At 73.7% G+C, this 16,482-nt stretch carries 16 protein-coding genes and 2 pseudogenes; 9 read left to right on the top strand and 9 right to left on the bottom strand.

Annotation, left to right across the window (positions count from 1 at the left end; genetic code table 11):
• Window positions 1-14 precede the first annotated feature (14 nt).
• Together ACFYOP_RS25025 and ACFYOP_RS25020 are read right to left on the bottom strand one after the other, a co-directional pair.
• A complete protein-coding gene (locus ACFYOP_RS25025) occupies window positions 15-761 on the bottom strand; it encodes a PIG-L deacetylase family protein (protein WP_356893494.1) in 747 nt (248 codons plus the stop codon).
• Window positions 762-793: 32 nt separating this feature from the next.
• Window positions 794-2,092: an alpha/beta fold hydrolase gene (locus ACFYOP_RS25020; RefSeq protein WP_356893496.1), complete on the bottom strand. Its 1,299-nt coding sequence runs from the start codon at window positions 2,090-2,092 to the stop codon at window positions 794-796.
• Window positions 2,093-2,457: 365 nt separating this feature from the next.
• Here ACFYOP_RS25020 and ACFYOP_RS25015 point away from each other — a divergent pair, with 365 nt between their 5' ends.
• Together ACFYOP_RS25015 and ACFYOP_RS25010 are read left to right on the top strand one after the other, a co-directional pair.
• Window positions 2,458-3,681: a DUF2235 domain-containing protein gene (locus ACFYOP_RS25015; RefSeq protein WP_356893498.1), complete on the top strand. Its 1,224-nt coding sequence runs from the start codon at window positions 2,458-2,460 to the stop codon at window positions 3,679-3,681.
• Between the two features lie 678 nt (window positions 3,682-4,359).
• The gene (locus ACFYOP_RS25010) at window positions 4,360-5,331 is read left to right on the top strand and encodes an acetylxylan esterase (RefSeq protein WP_356893500.1); all 972 of its coding nucleotides are present in this window, start codon (window positions 4,360-4,362) and stop codon (window positions 5,329-5,331) included.
• Between the two features lie 132 nt (window positions 5,332-5,463).
• On the opposite strand, the gene ACFYOP_RS25005 is transcribed toward ACFYOP_RS25010, so the two are convergent.
• On the bottom strand, window positions 5,464-5,967 hold the full coding sequence (locus ACFYOP_RS25005; protein WP_356893502.1) for a metallophosphoesterase: 504 nt from the start codon (window positions 5,965-5,967) through the stop codon (window positions 5,464-5,466).
• A gap of 481 nt (window positions 5,968-6,448) precedes the next feature.
• Here ACFYOP_RS25005 and ACFYOP_RS25000 point away from each other — a divergent pair, with 481 nt between their 5' ends.
• The gene (locus tag ACFYOP_RS25000) at window positions 6,449-6,766 is read left to right on the top strand and encodes a hypothetical protein (RefSeq protein ID WP_356893504.1); all 318 of its coding nucleotides are present in this window, start codon (window positions 6,449-6,451) and stop codon (window positions 6,764-6,766) included.
• 85 nt (window positions 6,767-6,851) lie between these two features.
• Here the strand turns inward: ACFYOP_RS25000 and ACFYOP_RS24995 are convergent.
• Window positions 6,852-7,070 (bottom strand): annotated as a pseudogene (locus ACFYOP_RS24995) (DUF6296 family protein); the annotation flags it as partial.
• Between the two features lie 164 nt (window positions 7,071-7,234).
• On the opposite strand from ACFYOP_RS24995, the gene ACFYOP_RS24990 reads away from it, so the two are divergent.
• Window positions 7,235-8,194 carry an aldo/keto reductase gene (locus ACFYOP_RS24990; RefSeq protein WP_356893506.1) on the top strand — a complete coding sequence of 320 codons (960 nt, stop codon included), beginning with the start codon at window positions 7,235-7,237 and terminating at the stop codon, window positions 8,192-8,194.
• A 506-nt stretch (window positions 8,195-8,700) separates the two neighbouring features.
• Here ACFYOP_RS24990 and ACFYOP_RS24985 read toward each other — a convergent pair.
• On the bottom strand, window positions 8,701-8,871 hold the full coding sequence (locus tag ACFYOP_RS24985) for a CsbD family protein (RefSeq protein WP_356893508.1): 171 nt from the start codon (window positions 8,869-8,871) through the stop codon (window positions 8,701-8,703).
• Window positions 8,872-9,013: 142 nt separating this feature from the next.
• On the opposite strand from ACFYOP_RS24985, the gene ACFYOP_RS24980 reads away from it, so the two are divergent.
• Both ACFYOP_RS24980 and ACFYOP_RS24975 read left to right on the top strand, forming a co-directional pair.
• Window positions 9,014-9,301, top strand: a complete 288-nt coding sequence (locus tag ACFYOP_RS24980) for a hypothetical protein (protein WP_356893510.1) — start codon at window positions 9,014-9,016, stop codon at window positions 9,299-9,301.
• A 129-nt stretch (window positions 9,302-9,430) separates the two neighbouring features.
• On the top strand, window positions 9,431-9,787 hold the full coding sequence (locus ACFYOP_RS24975; protein ID WP_356893739.1) for a PRC-barrel domain containing protein: 357 nt from the start codon (window positions 9,431-9,433) through the stop codon (window positions 9,785-9,787).
• A 38-nt stretch (window positions 9,788-9,825) separates the two neighbouring features.
• Here the strand turns inward: ACFYOP_RS24975 and ACFYOP_RS24970 are convergent, their stop codons facing one another.
• Window positions 9,826-10,071 carry a WhiB family transcriptional regulator gene (locus ACFYOP_RS24970; protein WP_356893512.1) on the bottom strand — a complete coding sequence of 82 codons (246 nt, stop codon included), beginning with the start codon at window positions 10,069-10,071 and terminating at the stop codon, window positions 9,826-9,828.
• Between the two features lie 113 nt (window positions 10,072-10,184).
• Between ACFYOP_RS24970 and ACFYOP_RS24965 the strand changes: the two are divergent.
• Window positions 10,185-10,361, top strand: a pseudogene (locus tag ACFYOP_RS24965) (TerB family tellurite resistance protein); the annotation flags it as partial.
• Window positions 10,362-10,444: 83 nt separating this feature from the next.
• Here ACFYOP_RS24965 and ACFYOP_RS24960 read toward each other — a convergent pair.
• Window positions 10,445-12,385 carry a DUF2264 domain-containing protein gene (locus ACFYOP_RS24960; protein ID WP_356893741.1) on the bottom strand — a complete coding sequence of 647 codons (1,941 nt, stop codon included), beginning with the start codon at window positions 12,383-12,385 and terminating at the stop codon, window positions 10,445-10,447.
• Between the two features lie 265 nt (window positions 12,386-12,650).
• Window positions 12,651-12,884, bottom strand: a complete 234-nt coding sequence (locus ACFYOP_RS24955) for a hypothetical protein (protein ID WP_356893514.1) — start codon at window positions 12,882-12,884, stop codon at window positions 12,651-12,653.
• A 159-nt stretch (window positions 12,885-13,043) separates the two neighbouring features.
• Between ACFYOP_RS24955 and ACFYOP_RS24950 the strand changes: the two genes are divergently transcribed.
• Together ACFYOP_RS24950 and ACFYOP_RS24945 are read left to right on the top strand one after the other, a co-directional pair.
• Complete coding sequence (locus tag ACFYOP_RS24950; RefSeq protein WP_356893516.1) at window positions 13,044-13,967, top strand: NADP-dependent oxidoreductase; 924 nt, start codon at window positions 13,044-13,046, stop codon at window positions 13,965-13,967.
• Between the two features lie 116 nt (window positions 13,968-14,083).
• Window positions 14,084-14,923, top strand: a complete 840-nt coding sequence (locus ACFYOP_RS24945) for a class I SAM-dependent methyltransferase (RefSeq protein WP_356893518.1) — start codon at window positions 14,084-14,086, stop codon at window positions 14,921-14,923.
• A gap of 244 nt (window positions 14,924-15,167) precedes the next feature.
• On the opposite strand, the gene ACFYOP_RS24940 is transcribed toward ACFYOP_RS24945, so the two are convergent.
• Complete coding sequence (locus tag ACFYOP_RS24940; protein ID WP_356893520.1) at window positions 15,168-16,268, bottom strand: glutamate--cysteine ligase; 1,101 nt, start codon at window positions 16,266-16,268, stop codon at window positions 15,168-15,170.
• Window positions 16,269-16,482 lie beyond the last annotated feature (214 nt).

Raw genomic sequence — 16,482 nt, 5'->3', positions numbered from 1 at the left:
TGCGCGGCCGGGGCTCACCGCGGGAAGAGTTCGAACGTGACGGCCGGCCGGCCGCCGAAGCGCGGCGCCGCCATCTCGGCCATGCCGGTCAGGAAGGTCCGGCAGTACTCCTCGGGGTCCTGGTCCGTCAGCCCCTCGATGTAGAGCCGGTGCGCCAGCAGCGAGGCCACGGACCGCTCGAGGCCGGGGCCCGCGTCGACCGCGTGGGTGGGGCTCGTCGACCCCGCGACGGCCACCCAGCGCACGCCGCCCCACGGTTCGAGGCCCTGCTCGGAGATCAGCTCGGGAAAGATCCAGCGGTTGCCCGCGTCGGCGACCGCGTCGAGCGTCGCCCGGCCGACCGCACGGTGATCGGCCGTGTTCCAGGCGGTGCCGCCCCAGGTGTCGCGGTGGTTGAGCGTGATCACCAGCTCCGGCCGGTGCCGGCGGACGGCCGCGGCGATGTCCCGCCGCAGCGCCGTCCCGTACTCGATCACACCGTCCCGGTGGTCCAGGAACTCCACGGTGGAGACACCGACGACCGCCGCACTGGCCCGCTGCTCCGCCTCCCGCAGCGGCGCGCACTCCCCGGGTTCGATGCCGTCGATCCCGGCCTCGCCGCGCGTGGCCAGCAGATAGGCGACGTCACGCCCCTCGTCGGTCCATCCCGCGACGGCGGCCGCGCAGCCGTACTCGAGGTCGTCGGGGTGGGCGACGACCGCGAGCGCGCGCCGCCAGTCGGCCGGCATCTCCTGCAGCTGTTCGGTCTTGGGATCAGTCATGTCCCGCAGGATACGGAGCCCCTGACCGCATGTCAGAGCTCCTGCCGGGCGAGCCCCAGCAGTCGGTCCAGCACTCGCGGTCCGCTCGCCCGCACCCCGTCGTGCTCGTACTCGTCGGTGACCCAGGTCCGCAGGCCGCGCACGGCGCGGGCGGTGCGCAGCGAGTCGGCGGTGTCCACGTACATGTCGTCGTGGTAGACGGCCGCCGCGACGGGCACGTCGTTGGCCGCGAGCCGCGCGGGATCGTAGAGCCGCGCCCAGTCGGTGCGGGCGGCCAGCAGTTCCGCGCACTCGCGCAGCGGACGCAGGGCCGGGTCCACCTCGAAGTGCCAGGGATGGACGGTCTCGCCGGTGAACAGCAGCGGCTCGTCGCCCGCGAGCGCCGCACGCGCGTCGAACTCCGGGAACTCGGCGCGCACCCGCTCGGCCGCCCAGTTCGTCGGCCGGCCGCCCTGGGCGTAGATGGCCTCGTGGAGCACCGCGTACAGCGGGTGGCCGGCGAAGGAGAGGACGGGGCGGACGCCTTCCTGGAAGGCGTCGGAGAGTTCATGGCCGGATGCCGTGCGCACGAAGGCGTTCTCCAGCAGGTAGTGGAGCTGGTGGCTGCCGTCCCCGCCGCCGAGCAGGATGCCGAGGGACTGGAACGCCTCGACGGTGAGGGTGTAGCCGCCGGGCAGCCGTGCCGGGCGCTCGGCGAGGTGGGCGGCGATCCGCCGGGCGCGCTCCACGTCCTGCGGGTAGCGGGCGTAGTGGGCCTGGGCCTTGCGGCGGATACGGGGGTAGACGGCCCGGTAGACGTCGTCGGCGTGGGCGTCGAGGGAGGGCAGGCCGCCGGTGATGAGGACGGTGTCCAGCCCTTCGGGAGCGACGGAAAGATAATGCGTGGCGCAGAAGCCGCCGAAGCTCTGTCCGAGCACCGTCCACGGCGCTCCACCGGTCAGCCGCTGCCGGACGCTCTCGCAGTCGCGGACGATGCTGTCGGCACGGAAGAGCGCGAGGTGCTCCGCCTGCGCCGCCGGTCCGCCCCGCCGCGGAAGCGTCTGCCGGCTCTGGGGCGTGGAGCGTCCGGTGCCGCGCTGGTCGAGCAGGAGTACGCGGAAGTCCTGTACGGCCCGCCCGAGCCAGGCCGGCTTTCCGACGAAACGGCGCACCGCGTTGCCGGGCCCGCCTTCCAAGTAGACCAGCCACGGCCGGAACTTGTCCGCGTGCGCCGCGGAGACGACCTCGCGGCCGTAGAGCTCGATCTGCTCGCCCGCCGGGGCTTCGTGGTCGAGCGGGACGGTGAAGTGGTGGTCCGTGAGGACGACTCCCGGCTGCCGATAGCTGGCCACTGCTGCTCCTGTTCCTGTGCGCCCCCGCGCGTCCAAGTGGAGCACAGCGGCCGGCCGTGGACGCGCACAGGTGCGGGACTCGGACGGAATCGGACGGGGGTCAGCCCGGCCGGGGGACGGCCCGGTGTCCTGACCGGGCCGCGGAGCCACACCCCGGGTGGCCCCACTCCGGCCGGCTCCGCCGCACCCGGCCGCCGCCGGCCGCATTCCCGACCGCCCGGACCCTCCTGCCAGTTGCCGGCCGCTTCACCGTAGCGGTAGGGCGGCGCGACGGACGTCCGCCGCATGGCGTGGCCCTGTGCGGGGTGCCACCATGGAGGTGGTGCCTGCCGCCGCCCCGGTCTCTCTCGCGAGGAGGGATGGTCATGGCCAAGCGTCTGGTCGTCTGCTGCGACGGCACGTGGAACTTCGCCGACCAGCCCAGCAAGACCAATGTCGCCAAAGTCGCCCTCTCCGTACGCCCGGGGTCCGCTGCCGGGAAGGAGCAGCGCGTCTACTACCACAGCGGTGTCGGCGCCCACCGTCGGGAGCGTCTGCGAGGCGGCGCCTTCGGCGTGGGCCTCTCCCGGAACGTCGTCAATGCCTACCGCTTTCTCGTCGAGACGTACGAACCCGACGACGAGCTCTTCCTCTTCGGTTTCAGCCGGGGCGCGTTCACCGCCCGCAGCCTGGCGGGGCTGGTACGCAACTGCGGCATCCTGCGCCGGGACCACATCGACCGGATCCCGGAGGCCTGGGCGCTGTACCGCGACCGGATCGAGCAACCGAACGGCGCGGCGACCACGTTGTTCCGCCGCTCCTACGCGCGCGATACGGAGATCCACTTCATCGGAGTGTGGGACACGGTCGGTGCGCTGGGCATCCCGGTCCCGGACTCCGCCTGGCTCCAGCCGGCGGCGAACCGCTACAACCGCCGCTGGGCCTTCCACAACACCGAGCTGAGCAGCTGGGTCAGGGCGGCCTTCCACGCTCTGGCCATCGACGAGCAGCGCTCGGCGTTCCGACCGGCGCTGTGGCACCAGCAGTCCGGCGCCGCCCAGCAGGGCCAGGAGCTGAAACAGGTCTGGTTCGCCGGGGTGCACAGCGACATCGGCGGCAGCTACAAGGAGACGGGACTGTCGGACATCGCCCTGTTGTGGATGGTCGATCAGGCCCGCAGGTACGGGCTGGAGTTCGACTCCGACGTGCTCAACGACGCCGGGCCCAGGGTGATGAAGCCGGAGGAGAGCGTCGACTTCCGTGTGAGGCCGGACGGTTCGGGGGATGCGCACTCCTCGCGGACGGGAATGTACCGGCTGTCCAAGCCGCTGCACCGGCCCCTGGGCATGGCCGCGAACGACAAGGGCGAGCCCGACGGGAACGAATTCCTGTCGGTACCGGCCAAGGAGCGCTACGACCGGGACACCCGCTACCGGCCGCCGGAGCTGGCTCGGTACCTCGCCCGCCAGGAGCAGGTCCGACTGGAGCCCGTCCTGCTGCCGGGCCTCGCCGCGGGCCTGCCGCCCCTGCCCCCCGCAGTGGCCGGCCCGGGCTCGAGTGCCCAGGGCTCGACGGCCGCCGCACCGGACGGGCTCGACCGCACATCGTGACACCGCTGGTCGCGACACCGTCCTGGTACCTGACACCGCTGTAGGCGACACGGCTGTGGCCGTTTCCGGCCACGGACACCGGCCCGTCCCCCGCCGAGTCGGCTGCACCGAGAGTCCCGTCCCTCCCGGCCTTCCCGTCTCGTGCGGCCCGTCTCGTGCGGCCGACTCCGCCGAACGAAGGTGAGAAGACGGGCGGACGAACGGTGTCGTGTCGTTCATCGCGGGCGCTGTCACCACGAAGGCCGACCTCACGACGGATGGCCAAGGGGCGTTCCACCACGAGCAGCGGCCCGTGGTGACGGCGCCGCCCGGCGGTGGGCTCATCATCGCGCGTGACGAGGGTGGCGCTGCCGCGAGCGGCAGACTGAGGAATTTCGTCCCTGCGCCCATGGGCTGAACCCGCCGTGAGTCCACCGGTGGGAGCCCACCGGGTGCCGGAGCTGCCGGCGACCATCTGATGCTGACCCGCCTGCGGTCGCCCTTCCCGGCCGTGGGCACGATGGACGCTCGACCAGGGCGGGTCCTCCGGTGCGCAGAGCGGCAAGGACCGTGGGGCGGGCCTGCTGCGGCAGGGGGAAGCGGGTCCGGCCCTCGCGTCCGCCTTTCGGGCGGCACTTGCCCCGCCGTGGCCGCCCGTGTTGATCTGCTCACCGATCCCCGTACGGAAGGCGGCCCCCTATGGCCCTGTTCGATCTGCCCCTCGCCGAACTGCGCGCATACCGCAGCCTCTCCCCCGAGCCGGAGGACTTCGACGCGTTCTGGACGAAGACCCTCGACGAGGCGCGCAGCCATGAGCTCGACGCCCGGTTCGAGCGGGTGGAGTGCGGCCTGACCTCGGTGGAGGTGCACGATGTGACCTTCGCGGGCTTCGGTGGCCACCCGGTGAAGGGGTGGCTGATACTCCCCGTCGGCGCACGTGAACCACTGCCCCTGGTCGTTGAGTTCGTCGGCTACGGCGGCGGCCGCGGCCTGCCGCACACGCATCTGCTGTGGGCGTCGGCCGGCTTCGCGCACTTCGTGATGGACACGCGGGGCCAGGGCAGCGGCTGGTCGACCGGGGACACACTCGACCCCGTGGGCAGTGCGCCGTCGTATCCGGGCTTCCTGACGCGGGGCATCGAGGACCCGTACGCGTTCTACTACCGCCGGGTGTTCACCGACGCGGTACGCGCCATCGAGGCCGCCCGCTCCCACCCCGCGACCGACGCCTCCCGCACCGCCGCGGTCGGCGGCAGCCAGGGCGGCGGGATCACGCTGGCCGCCGCGGGACTCGTACCGGACCTCGCCGCCATAGCCCCGGACGTCCCGTTCCTGTGCGACTTCCCCCGCGCCACGGCCCTCACGGACCGCGACCCGTACCGGGAGGTGGGCAACTACCTCAAGACCCACCGGGGGCGGGTCGAGCAGACGGCGCGGACCCTCGCCTACTTCGACGGCGTCCACTTCGCGGCACGCGGGCGTGCGCCGGCGCTGTTCTCCGTGGCGCTGGAGGACCAGACCTGCCCGCCGTCGACGGTGTTCGCCGCTTTCAACGCGTACGCCCACGCGGACAAGCAGATCGAGGTCTACGACTTCAACGACCACGAGGGCGGCGGCCCGTTCCAGCAGGCCGCCCAGCTGCGCTGGCTGCCGAGGCGGCTGACTGCCTGACAGCCGCCTGACGGCGGTGTGACGGCCGGTCGCGCGGCGGCGCGTCCTGTGCACGGCTCCTGAGCATGTTTTCCGGGGAGGTCCGCAGGCTCAGGAGAAAGCGCTTACCGAAGCGGTCGGCCAGGGAGCCGGTCAGCCGCGGCGGGGCAGGCGGTGCAGTTCGACGTCCGACAGCCGGCCGTCGGACACCCGGGCCGTCATGTACGTGCAGTGGGGCTGTCGCCGGCGGTCGGTCGGCGAGCCCGGGTTGAGCAGCCGCAGCCCGGCCGGTGCCGTCGTGTCCCAGGGAATGTGACTGTGCCCGAACACCAGGACGTCGAGGCCGGGAAACCGCTCCGCGCAGCGGCGTTCGCGCCCGTGGGCGGGGCCGGTCTCGTGGACGACCCCGAACCGCACTCCGCCGAGCTCGGCCCGGGCGACCTCCGGCAGCCGGGTCCGCAGCTCGGACCCGTCGTTGTTCCCGTACACCGCGACGAGGCGTGCGGACCGGGACTCGAAGAGGTCGAGGGTCGCGGCGTCGATCCAGTCGCCGGCATGGATCACCACGTCGGCCGCGGCCATGGAATCCATCAGCTGCGCGGGCAGTCGGCGCGCACGGGCGGGCACATGGGTGTCGGAGGTCAGCAGCAGCCGCATGCCTCCACGATGCGCCGCGCGGCGGCCGTGCGCAGCCCGTCCGCCGCGCGAAGCCCGGTCCTGGGGAACGACCGGAACGACCGCTCCCGCATCGCCGCGCGAAGTCGTACGCATACCCCGTCGCGGACCGGGCAGCCGAAGGGTGAACGCTCGCCCGGCCCACCCCCCCGGCCGGCTGCGAGGCGTCGCGGCCCCGTCCTCGTCCCCCCGGAGGCGGGGCCGCTCTCTGCCTGCCACCGCCCTCCGAGTGAGCGGTACGCCGTCCCGTGCGGGCCGTTCTTCGCCGGGGAAACACCTGGTTCGCGGCATTCCGGTGGATTCGGGGCCCGATGCGGGTACTCGGCAGTGATCTGCCGCCGACGAACCGTCCGACCGCGGCCGTCCGCCGGTGGCTCCGGCCGAGACGGCCCGCAGCGGGCCGGAAGGACAGGTGACATCAGTGACCGCACCTACGCGATCACAGCGGGACGAAGGACAACCCGTGGGGGTCCGGGCCTACGCCGACGCGGAGGCGGCGGAGCGGGAGCTGCCCGCGCTGCTCTCCGACCGTGACGAGCCGCCCGAGTACCGCGCCGGGGTGGCAGCGGGATACAGCTGGGCCCTGGGGCGCGACGCCCGCGGGCCCGTCACCGGGGCGGGCACGGGCGGTGTGCCGGACATGGGACTGCTGACCGCGGAGATCGACGCCGCGGTCGTACGGGAGGACGAGGCCGTGGCGGACCCGGCCACCCGGGGCTACGTCCAGGGCGTGCACTCCGCCCTTGCCTGGATCTGCGGGTTCAGCGACCGGCGTGCGTAGGACGGCGTCCGGCGTGCGACGTCCCGCTCATCCGCCCGTCGGTCGCACGCTCGGGGTCGATGCCGTCGCCGACGACGGCCGTTGCTCGCCGGGCCGTCACCGGCAGCTCATGCGCCTGGTGGCCGCCGCTCGCGAGCATCCGGACCTCGCCGCGGGCGCTGATCTCCGCGCGCACGATCCCTGTCTCGTCCTCGTAGATCGGACTGCCTCCCGCTCCCGACATGTCGGTGCGCCGGACGACGACGACGTCGTCGACGGCCGACGCCTGGAAAATGAGTTCGTAGGTCTCCGGGTAATCCTCCATGACCGCCTCCCGGGCGCTCTGCGCGGCAGGGAAACACGTGCCTGCCGTGCGGCGCCCTCCCTTCCATCCTCACTCCGCTCAGGGCGCGGCGCACGGCCGCCCTGTCCTGCCCGCCTCGCGATACGGGTTTGGGCGGACACGCGCGCCCGTGGAAGGCTGACCGCGTGACGACGACGAACGCGGAACCTGGTGGGGAGCGGCTGCTCTACGGCTGCATGGGGCTGGGCGGGAGCTGGGACACCGCGCCGTACGGCGCCGGGGACATCGATGCCGCTCAGGCAGCGATCGAGGCGGCCCTCGACAGCGGGATCACGGTCTTCGACCATGCCGACATCTACCGGCACGGGAAGGCCGAGGCCGTCTTCGGTGAGGTCCTCACCCGCGCTCCCGGTCTGCGCGAGCGCATCGTCCTGCAGACCAAGTGCGGCATCCGGCTCGCCGACGGCGAGCGCCCGGGTATCTACGACCTGCGGGGCGCGAGCATCGTCCGGCGCGTCGAGGAGAGCCTCGGCCGTCTGCGCACCGACGTCCTGGACGTACTGCTGCTGCACCGGCCGGACCCGCTGGCCGACCCGGAGGACATCGCGGAGGCCCTGGCGTCACTGCACCGCCAGGGGCTGGTGCGCCGCTTCGGGGTCTCCAACATGAGCGCCGCGCAGATCTCGCTGCTGCAGAGCAGCCTCGATCTGCCCCTGGTCGCCAATCAGCTGGAGATGAGTCTCCACCGGCGCGACTGGCTCGAAGCCGGTGTCCTGGTCAACATCCCGGAGGCCGCGGCGAACGGCTTCCCGCTCGGGACGCTGGAGCACTGCCGGGCGCACGGGGTCGGGCTGCAGGCGTGGGGCGCGCTCGCCCAGGGGCGCTTCACGGGCCGGCAGGAGACGGCGTCGGAGCACGCGACGGCGCAGTTGGTCGCCGCGCTCGCCGAGGCGAAGGGCACCACACCGGAGACGATCCTGCTGTGGTGGCTCCAGCGGCATCCGGCCCGGATCGCGCCGGTCATCGGCAGCGCACGCCCCGAACGCGTTCGCGCCTGCGCCGACGCCGCCCGGCGCGAACCCGAACTCACCCACGAGGAGTGGTACGGCCTCTGGATCACCGCCAGGGGCGCGGCGCTCCCCTAGCCGCCGGGCCCGCGACGGGCGCCTGTGGCCCCCGGGGCGCGAGGCGCGGCGCGGGGGCCGTGAGCGCCCCGAGGGCCGGGGCCTCAGCAGAAGACCGCGCCCGGGCCGGCGCGGCCCGTCTCGGGGGCCGGGGCTCGGGGGCCGGGGCCGTTCATCGGTCGCGGGACCGTGCTCCTCCGGGCGCGCGACGGGCGCGCCGTGCTGTCCTGGCCGGCGACGCCCACCTGAACCGCTCCTGGGCGGCGCCGCGCTTCCGGGCCGCGGCAGGCCGCCGCGACCGCTGACCGGCACGCAGCACCGCGCCTCTCCTGGCCACCGAGCGCCCCGGCAGGGAAGCGCGGCCGCCGAAAGACCGCTCCCTTGGCGCCGGCGCGCCCTGGGCCCCGCCTCTGTAGGGAAGCACGGCCGCGCCGACCTCGTGCAGAAGACCGCGCCCGGGCCGTCTCGCATGCGGGGCCGGGCCCGTCGCGTCGTCGCGGCGGCCCGGCCCCGGCCATGCACGCACGTCAGTGGCGGAAGACGTCCTTCGCCTTCTCCTTGGCCTGCCGGGCGTCGCCCTTCGCCTGTTCCGTGCGTCCCTCGGCCTCGAGCCTCTCGTTGCCGACGGTGCGGCCCGCGGCTTCCTTCGCCTTGCCCTTCGCCTGCTCGATCTTCGAGCGGGACTTCTTCTTGGCCATGAAACTCACATCCCAGCTGCATCCGACGTCATGGCTTGTTCTTCGACTGTCCGCAGGCACGCTCCCCAAACGTCGCCGGCCCCCTGACCAGGCACCAGGGTGGTCGGTCGCGTTTCCGCGGCCGTGGTGTGACGCTGGAGGCATGAGCTGGGCGTCATGGACAACTCGCAATGTCTACACAGGGCGTGGCGGTGCGCTCACGGAGGAGACCGGTGTCATGACGGGGAATCTCACGGTGCACACCACGTGGGCCGACGGCACGGCACAGGTCGCTCTGCAGTTCACCGACGCGACCGACTGGTTCACGATGACGGGCAGCCCCACTCCCTGCCCCTCGGAGGAGGCGAGCCGGGCGCTGCACGACGCTGTGGTGCAGGCGGTCCGGAACGGCGCGGGGGCGGTGGTCCCCGCCTGGGCGCCGCAGGAGTGAACGCGCCCCGGCGCGGTGCCGCCGTCCCCGCAGGACGGGCGGCCCCGCGGCGGTCGGGCCTGTCCGGAAGCGTCGCGGCCGGCACGCGGTCGCGCTCGACGATCATCAGGAGGCTGCACGGTGCAGGACATGTGGGTCTACTCGACCGACAGCGGCTACGCCCCGGCGCGGGATCTGACGGGTTTCACGGTCGAGGCGCCGGACGGGGTGCTGGGTCGCGTCGACCGCCGGTCCGACAGGCCGGGGATGCAGCACCTGGTCGTCGACACCGGTGCATGGGTCTTCGGGCGGAGCGTGCTGGTCCCGGCCGGCTTCGTCCGGCGGATCAACGCCAGTGAGCGGCGCGTCACCGTGATCGCCACCAAGGAGCAGATCAAGAACGCTCCCCGGTTCACCACCGACAGCCAGACAACAGACAGCGGCTATCTGACCGAGGTGGCCCGCTACTACGCCGGGCTCGGCCTCGCGGACACGCCCGCCGACTGACCGGGCGCCATTGACCACGCGCCGCGGCGGCCGGTGTGTCAGCGGCTGCGGCGGATGGCACGCCGCTTCAGCCTGCGGCGTTCGGTCTCGTTCGTGCCTCCCCACACGCCGACGTCCTGGCCTGCCTCCATCGCCCACCGCAGGCACGGCTCCCGCACCGGGCAGCGCCCGCAGATCGTCTTGGCCTCCGCCTCCTGCATGAGCGCGGGGCCGCTGGTGCCGATGGGAAAGAAGAGGTCGGGGTCCGCGTCGCGGCATGCCGCTTCGTCACGCCAGTCGTCCATGTGTGCCTCGTAACGGTCTTGGGGCGTACGGGTGTTCGGCCGTTTCCGTGCCGTCCTGCCGGGTGACCGCCGTGCTGGCGACGAAACGGGCCGGCGGCGGTCCCGTCGCGCTCGCGGGCGTGATGCAGGAGATCGCGAAGGCCGCCAAGAAGCCGACGGAGGCCAGGGCCGTCGTCCAGACGGGCCTCGTCATCGCCGGCGCCGACGGACACGTCGAGCAGGCGGAGCTGGATGTCATCCGGGAGGCCTGCGCCGCGCTGGGTCTGTCCCCCACGGAGTTCGGCTGCTGAGGACACGCCGGTGCCGACCGCTCACGGCCCAGGCAGGCCCACGGGCGGCCGGCGCGACCGGCGGTCAGGCAACCGGCCGGCGGTCAAGGGCGGGGTGCGGGATCCCGACCGGCGGTGCGGTGCACGGTGACCGGGTCGAACGTGACGCCGGTCCGTGAGCCGTCGTCGGCCCAGCGGACCTCGACGCGGTCGCCGTCCACGGTCACTTCGTCGACGGCACCGGCGAGCGGCGCGGGGTCCGGCCCTGCGGTCGTGAGCGTCGCCAGTGCCGCGTAGAGCGCCGTGCCCTCCGCCGGCGCGGTGAGCATGGGCAGCACCGCCCGTGGGGTGTACGCCGTCCCGTGCGGGGCCCGCACCTCGTCCTGTGCGCGCCAGCCGTGCAGCGGATGCAGCGCCGAGTGCAGCGGTTCGCCGGGGCCGGTCGCCCAGCCCGTCTGCTCGACCCCGGCGCCGGGCGGGGCGCCGATCACCCGGTGGACGCGCAGTTCGAGACGCCCGTGTGCGACGGTGACGCTCTCCACCCGCAGCCCGGGCACCATCGGCGGCCCGGCGGGGAACACCGGCCGGTGCCACGAGGCCGCCCAGCCCCAGCCGTCACCGCCTCCGGCGCCGAGCGGGTGGATACGGCGGCGGACGCTGCGCCTGTCGTCGACCACGACGGCGAGGTGGTTGTCCGCCGTGTCGGCGGTCGCGGTCGGGCCGGTCCGGGTGGAGTACGCCTGGCGGCCGTAGAGCGGATCGTCGGCGTCGGCCGACTCCCCCTCGTGCGGCCGGACATGGTCGCTGCCGTGGTTGTGGAGCCGGACGACCCCGTCGTCGCGGGTGCTCTGGATCAGCAGCCCGGGCGCGGGCAGCGCGAGCACCCGGTCGGGTCCCTCGCTCGGTGCGGCCGCCTCCGTGGCGGTCCACAGCGGATGCCCGGCCGGGGCCAGCAGGCAGACGAACGCCTTGGACGCCCAATAGGGCGAAGCCGGGCCGGAGTAGCGCTGCAGTGTCCCCTCGTGCGGCCCGTGCCAGCCGAGGCCGAGCAGGCCGTCCGGTCCGACGGCGCCGCGGTCGAGGAAGTACCGCAGCGATCCGCTGATCAGCCTGCGGGAGACACCCGGCGGGAAAGGGGTGTGGCCGGTGAGGGCGCCGAGGCCCACGGCCGACGCGGCGGCGAAGCGGTAGGTGAGCGAGCGGCCGAAGTGGACGGGTGCGCCGTCGCCGCCGAAGAGCAGCCCGAGGCTTTCCAGGTGTTCGCGCAGCCGCTCCCCGTACGGGTCCGTCCCGGCGCCGCCGAGCACGGCGTCGAGCACCGGATACAGGTGCAGGGCCCAGCCGTTGTAGTGGTCGAAGGCACGGCCGTCGCCGTCGGCGTACCAGCCCTGGCCGCGGTACCAGCTCTCCAGCAGGCCGAGGGCTCGTTCCCGGGCACGGGCGGTCTCCGCGTCGCCGCGGCCGACGGACTCCAGGAACCCTGCCACCGTGTACGGGAAGAGGTACCAGTTGTTCGGCGAGGGCACATGGCGCAGGGCGCCGCGCAGCCAGTCCTCCGCCCGGTCCCGGGCGTCGTCGTCCAGCCGGTCCCACAGCCAGGGCCGGGTCATCCGCAACCCGAGGGCCACGGAGGCGGATTCGACCATCGGCTGGCCCGCGACGTGGTGGCCGAGGACCGGCGGCCACGACTCGGTGTCGTCCCGGCCGGGGGTGCGGGTGCCGGCCGCGAGTCCTTCCGCGTACCGCTCGAGCCGGCCGGACGGGTCCTCGCCCCCGGCGCCCGCCACCCGGAACGCGGCCGCGAGGAACGTGCGGGCGTACCCCTCGAGGCCGTCGGAACGGACGCCGGACACCGAGGCCCGGCCGGGCAGATGGAGCAGGGCGCCACGCGGCGTGGCCCACTTCCAGGCGGCGGCCAGCAGCCCGTCGGCGGCGGCCTCCCAGTGGTCGCGGGTGTAGCCGGTGTACGGGCTCCGCGCGCGGTCGTCGCCGGGCAGCCGGAGGGCGGCCGGGGCGGCGGGGCCGGGCACCGCGGCGGCCTCCATGGCGAGCGCGGCGCGGGGACGCCGGTCTGCGGGGCCGGGGGCGGCCGCGGTGCCGATCATCTCGCTCCTGGGCGGTGTCGTCGGAACGGACCGCTGCGGAGCAGGGCCGACATGGACACCGGTCATCCTGAGCGACGGGTGGGAACGAGGTCAACAGATCGATCAGTGCTGCGAAGAGCGGTCGGCCGTAGGCCACGACCGTGCACTCCTGCGGCACCCGGACGCCGCCGGCGGGCTCGTGCCTTGTCGCAGTGCCGTCTCCGGGTCAGCCGGGCGACTCCTCGGGTGCCGGCACTCCGGGACCGCCGGCTTCCTGGCTCCCGCGGCGCCCGGCCCCCGCCTCGTCGACCTCGGGAACGTCCTCCGCCTGCCCGGCGCGCCGGTCCGCGGTCTCCTCCCGCTGCGGCTGTTTCTGCGCCCCGGCCTGCTGGTCCTGCATGTCGCGCGGCAGCGGGTCGTGGTTGTCCTCGAAACCCTCCGGGCGGTAGTCGTCGCTCATGGCGGCCTCCCTCGTGGCGTGGGTACGGCGTGCGTTCGGCATCGCGTGGTTCGTGGTCGGCGGCGTCGTCCGGAAGTCGCGGGTACCCGCCTGGACCGTGCCGACACGAGGGCGGCGGCACTCCCGCGACCGGGCCACCCGCACGTGTAGAAAGAGGCGATGCGAGCCATCACAGTCAACCGCTACGGCGGCCCCGAGGTTCTGGAGTTCGCCGAGACCGCCGATCCCAAGGTCGCGCCCGACGCCGTCCTCGTCCGGGTGAGGGCCGCCGGCGTGAACCCCGTCGACTGGAAGATCGTCGGTGGATATCTCGATCCGATCATGAACGTCCACTTCCCTCTGATCCCCGGCTGGGACGTGTCGGGTGTCGTCGAGGCGGTCGGGCTGGACGCGACCGAGTTCTCCGTGGGCGACGAGGTCTGCGGCTATGTGCGCAAGGACGAGGTGCAGCACGGCACGTTCGCCGAGTTGGTCGCGGCTCCGGTCCGCACGCTGGCGGCCAAGCCGGCCTCCTTGAACTGGCAGCAGGCCGCCGGCCTCCCGCTCGCCGGCCTCACGGCCTTCCAGTCGCTGGCGCGCATCGGCGTCACACGCGGCGACACGGTCCTGGTGCACGCCGCCGCCGGCGGTGTGGGCGCCTTCGCCGTGCAGATCGCCGTCGCACAGGGGGCACGGGTCATCGGCACGGCGAGCGAACGCAACCACGACTTCCTGCGCTCGCTCGGCGCGGAGCCGGTCGTCTACGGAGAGGGCCTCGCCGACCGCGTACGCGCCCTGGCGCCCGACGGCATCACCGCGGCCGTCGACTACGTCGGCCAGGACGCGGTGGAGGTCTCCCAGCAGCTCCTCACCGACCCGTCCCGGGTGGCGTCCGTCGTGGACGCCTCGGTCACCGAGCGCGGCGGCCACCATGTCTGGGTGCGGCCCAGCAGCACCGATCTGGCGGAACTGGGGCGCCTCGCCGACGCGGGCTCTCTCACCGTGCACATCGACACCGCACTGCCCCTGGCCGAGGCGGCGGAGGCGTTCCGTCTGAACGCGGCCGGCCGCACTCGCGGAAAAATCGTGCTCGAAGTCGCCTGAGCAGGGGCAAACGATCTGCACCCGCCTATTGTTGGGCACATCGGCACAAGCGGTGATCAAGGGTCGGACCGGGCTTCCTCCGAGGCCGTTCGACCGGGCTCCCGAGGAGATCTGTCATGGCGGACGCGATCGAGACGGCCGAGGCCGACCAGGCCCTGAAAGAGAAGCACCGGAAGATGTGGGCGCTGGGCGACTACCCCGCGGTGGCCGGCGACCTCATCCCCGGCCTGGGCGCCACCCTGGTCCGCGCGTGCGGGGTGAAGGCGGGCGACCGCGTGCTCGACGTCGCCGCCGGTACGGGCAACGCGGGGATTCCGGCGGCCCGGGCCGGCGCCGACGCCGTGGCCTGCGACCTGACGCCGGAGCTGCTGGACGCCGGGCGACGGCTGGCGGAGCAGCAGGGCGTCGGTCTGGTCTGGCAGGAGGCCGACGCCGAGGCGCTTCCGTTCGGCGACGGCGAGTTCGACACCGTCATGTCGTGCGTCGGGGTGATGTTCGCCCCGCACCATGAGGCGGCAGCCGGCGAACTCGTCCGGGTCTGCCGCCCCGGCGGCACCATCGGCCTGCTCAGCTGGACCGCCGAGGGGTTCATCGGCCAGATGTTCGCCGTGATGCGGCCGTACGCGCCCGCTCCGCCGCCCGGCGCCCAGCCACCGCCGCTGTGGGGGAACGAGGACCATGTCCGCACACTGCTCGGGGACCGGGTGACCGATGCCGAGACACGTAGGGCGACCGTGGAGGTGGACCGCTTCGAGCGGCCGGAGGCCTTCCGCGACTACTTCAAGACCGCCTACGGCCCGACCATCGCCGTCTACCGGAACATCGCCGACTCCCCGGACCGGATCGCGGAGCTGGACAGCTCCCTCGTGGAACTCGCCCGGCAGCACGGCTGCGGCACGGGGCGTTCGACCATGGAGTGGGAGTACCTGCTGCTGACCGGCCACCGGAGCGCGTGACCGCGGCCGACCCGCGCCCGTGAGCGCCCTCGATCGAGCCCGACCCCCGTCGACCCTCGATCGAGCCCGACCCCCGTCGACGAGGGAACCCCGCCGCGACGGGGGAGACGCGGCGGGGCCCGGTGGACGTATGCCCGGATGGCGGCGATGCACACATCCGGGCCCGCGGCGGTACCGGCGACGTCCGCAGGGCCGCTCACCTCGGGACTCCGCCCTCCGCGGGCCGGCCGCGGGCGAGGCGGGCTCAGCCTCCGGACGTCCTGCGCACACAGGCGGCCACCACGTCCCGCAGATTCCCCGTACGGCTCATCAGCTCGCGCTGGAAGCGGGCCCCGTTGCCGGTCTCCCGCAGCGCGGCCGCCGCCTCCTGCACCCGGCGCGCGTCGCCCGCGTCCTCCAGGGCCTCGCCGACGTGGCCGATCAGCGCCCGGACCACGTCGGCCGCGGGCTCGGGGCGCATGGTGAGCGGATGGACCAGCCGCTCCTCCAGTCCGGAGCGGCCCGCCCGCCACGAGGCCAGCCGCAGCAGGCCGACGCCGAGCGGCGCGGGCGGCACCTCCGCGCGCCACTCACGGGCCGCGGTCTCGACCAGGCCGCGGACGAGCGCGGCGATCAGCACGGTGGCGGCCGGGTCCAGGCAGACGTCGGCCACCCGGATCTCCACGGTCGGGTACGTGGCCGAGAGCCGGGCGTCGAAGTAGATCATCCCCCGGTCCCGCAGGGCACCGGTGCTCACCATCGCGGACACCTGCTCGTGGTACCGGTCCGCCGAGCGGAAGAGTTCCGTGGGCCCGGCCGACGGCCAGCGGCCCCAGACGCTGCTGCGGTAGCTCGCGTAGCCGCTGTCCCTGCCCTGCCAGAACGGCGAGTTCGCGCTGATCGCCACCAGGACGGAGAGCCACGGGCGGATCCGGTCGAGGACCGCGACGCCCTCCTCGTCCGACCCGACCGAGACATGGACATGACAGCCGCAGGTGAGCTGTTCCTGCGTGGTCAGCCCGAACTCCTCCGCCATCCAGCCGTACCGCTCACCGGCCGCCAGCGACGGGCTGACGGGCAGCGGCGACGTCGCCAGGGCCGCGACCGCCGCTCCCAGCCGTTCGGCGTGGCGGGCGGCCTCCGCGCGCCAGCGGACGACCTCGTCGGCGAGAGCGTCCATCGCGGCCTGCGGGTGCGTGGCGAACTCGAGCTGCTCCCGCTGCAGCTCCGCCTCGAACACCTCCTGGCCGTCGCCCCCCTCGCGGCCGGCCGAGGCGAGCACCGCCGCGGACAGCGCCTGCGGCTCCCCGGAGTCGGGGTCGACGAGGAGCAGTTCCTCTTCCACACCCACGGTGCGCACGCCCATCAGTTCTCCCCATCGGCCGCAGTCGAGACCTCTCAGGTGCCCGCACTCGGCCGCTCGATGCGCGCGGGCACCCGGTCCCAGGAGGCGGAGCCGATCGAAGGTCTGTCCTAGCGCCGCGTATGTGGGCGAAGTGGGGGCAGACGCGCCCTATGGAGCGCTTTGCCCGGCTGCGGAAGCAGCCCGTCCCCCACCATCGGACCGACATGTGCGGCGT

This window comes from Streptomyces sp. NPDC006294 (genome assembly GCF_042870895.1).
In the GTDB taxonomy this organism is placed as follows: Bacteria; Actinomycetota; Actinomycetes; order Streptomycetales; family Streptomycetaceae; genus Streptomyces.
The sequence above is the reverse complement of the archived record's forward strand: the minus strand, read 5'-3'. Positions and strand labels throughout refer to the sequence as shown.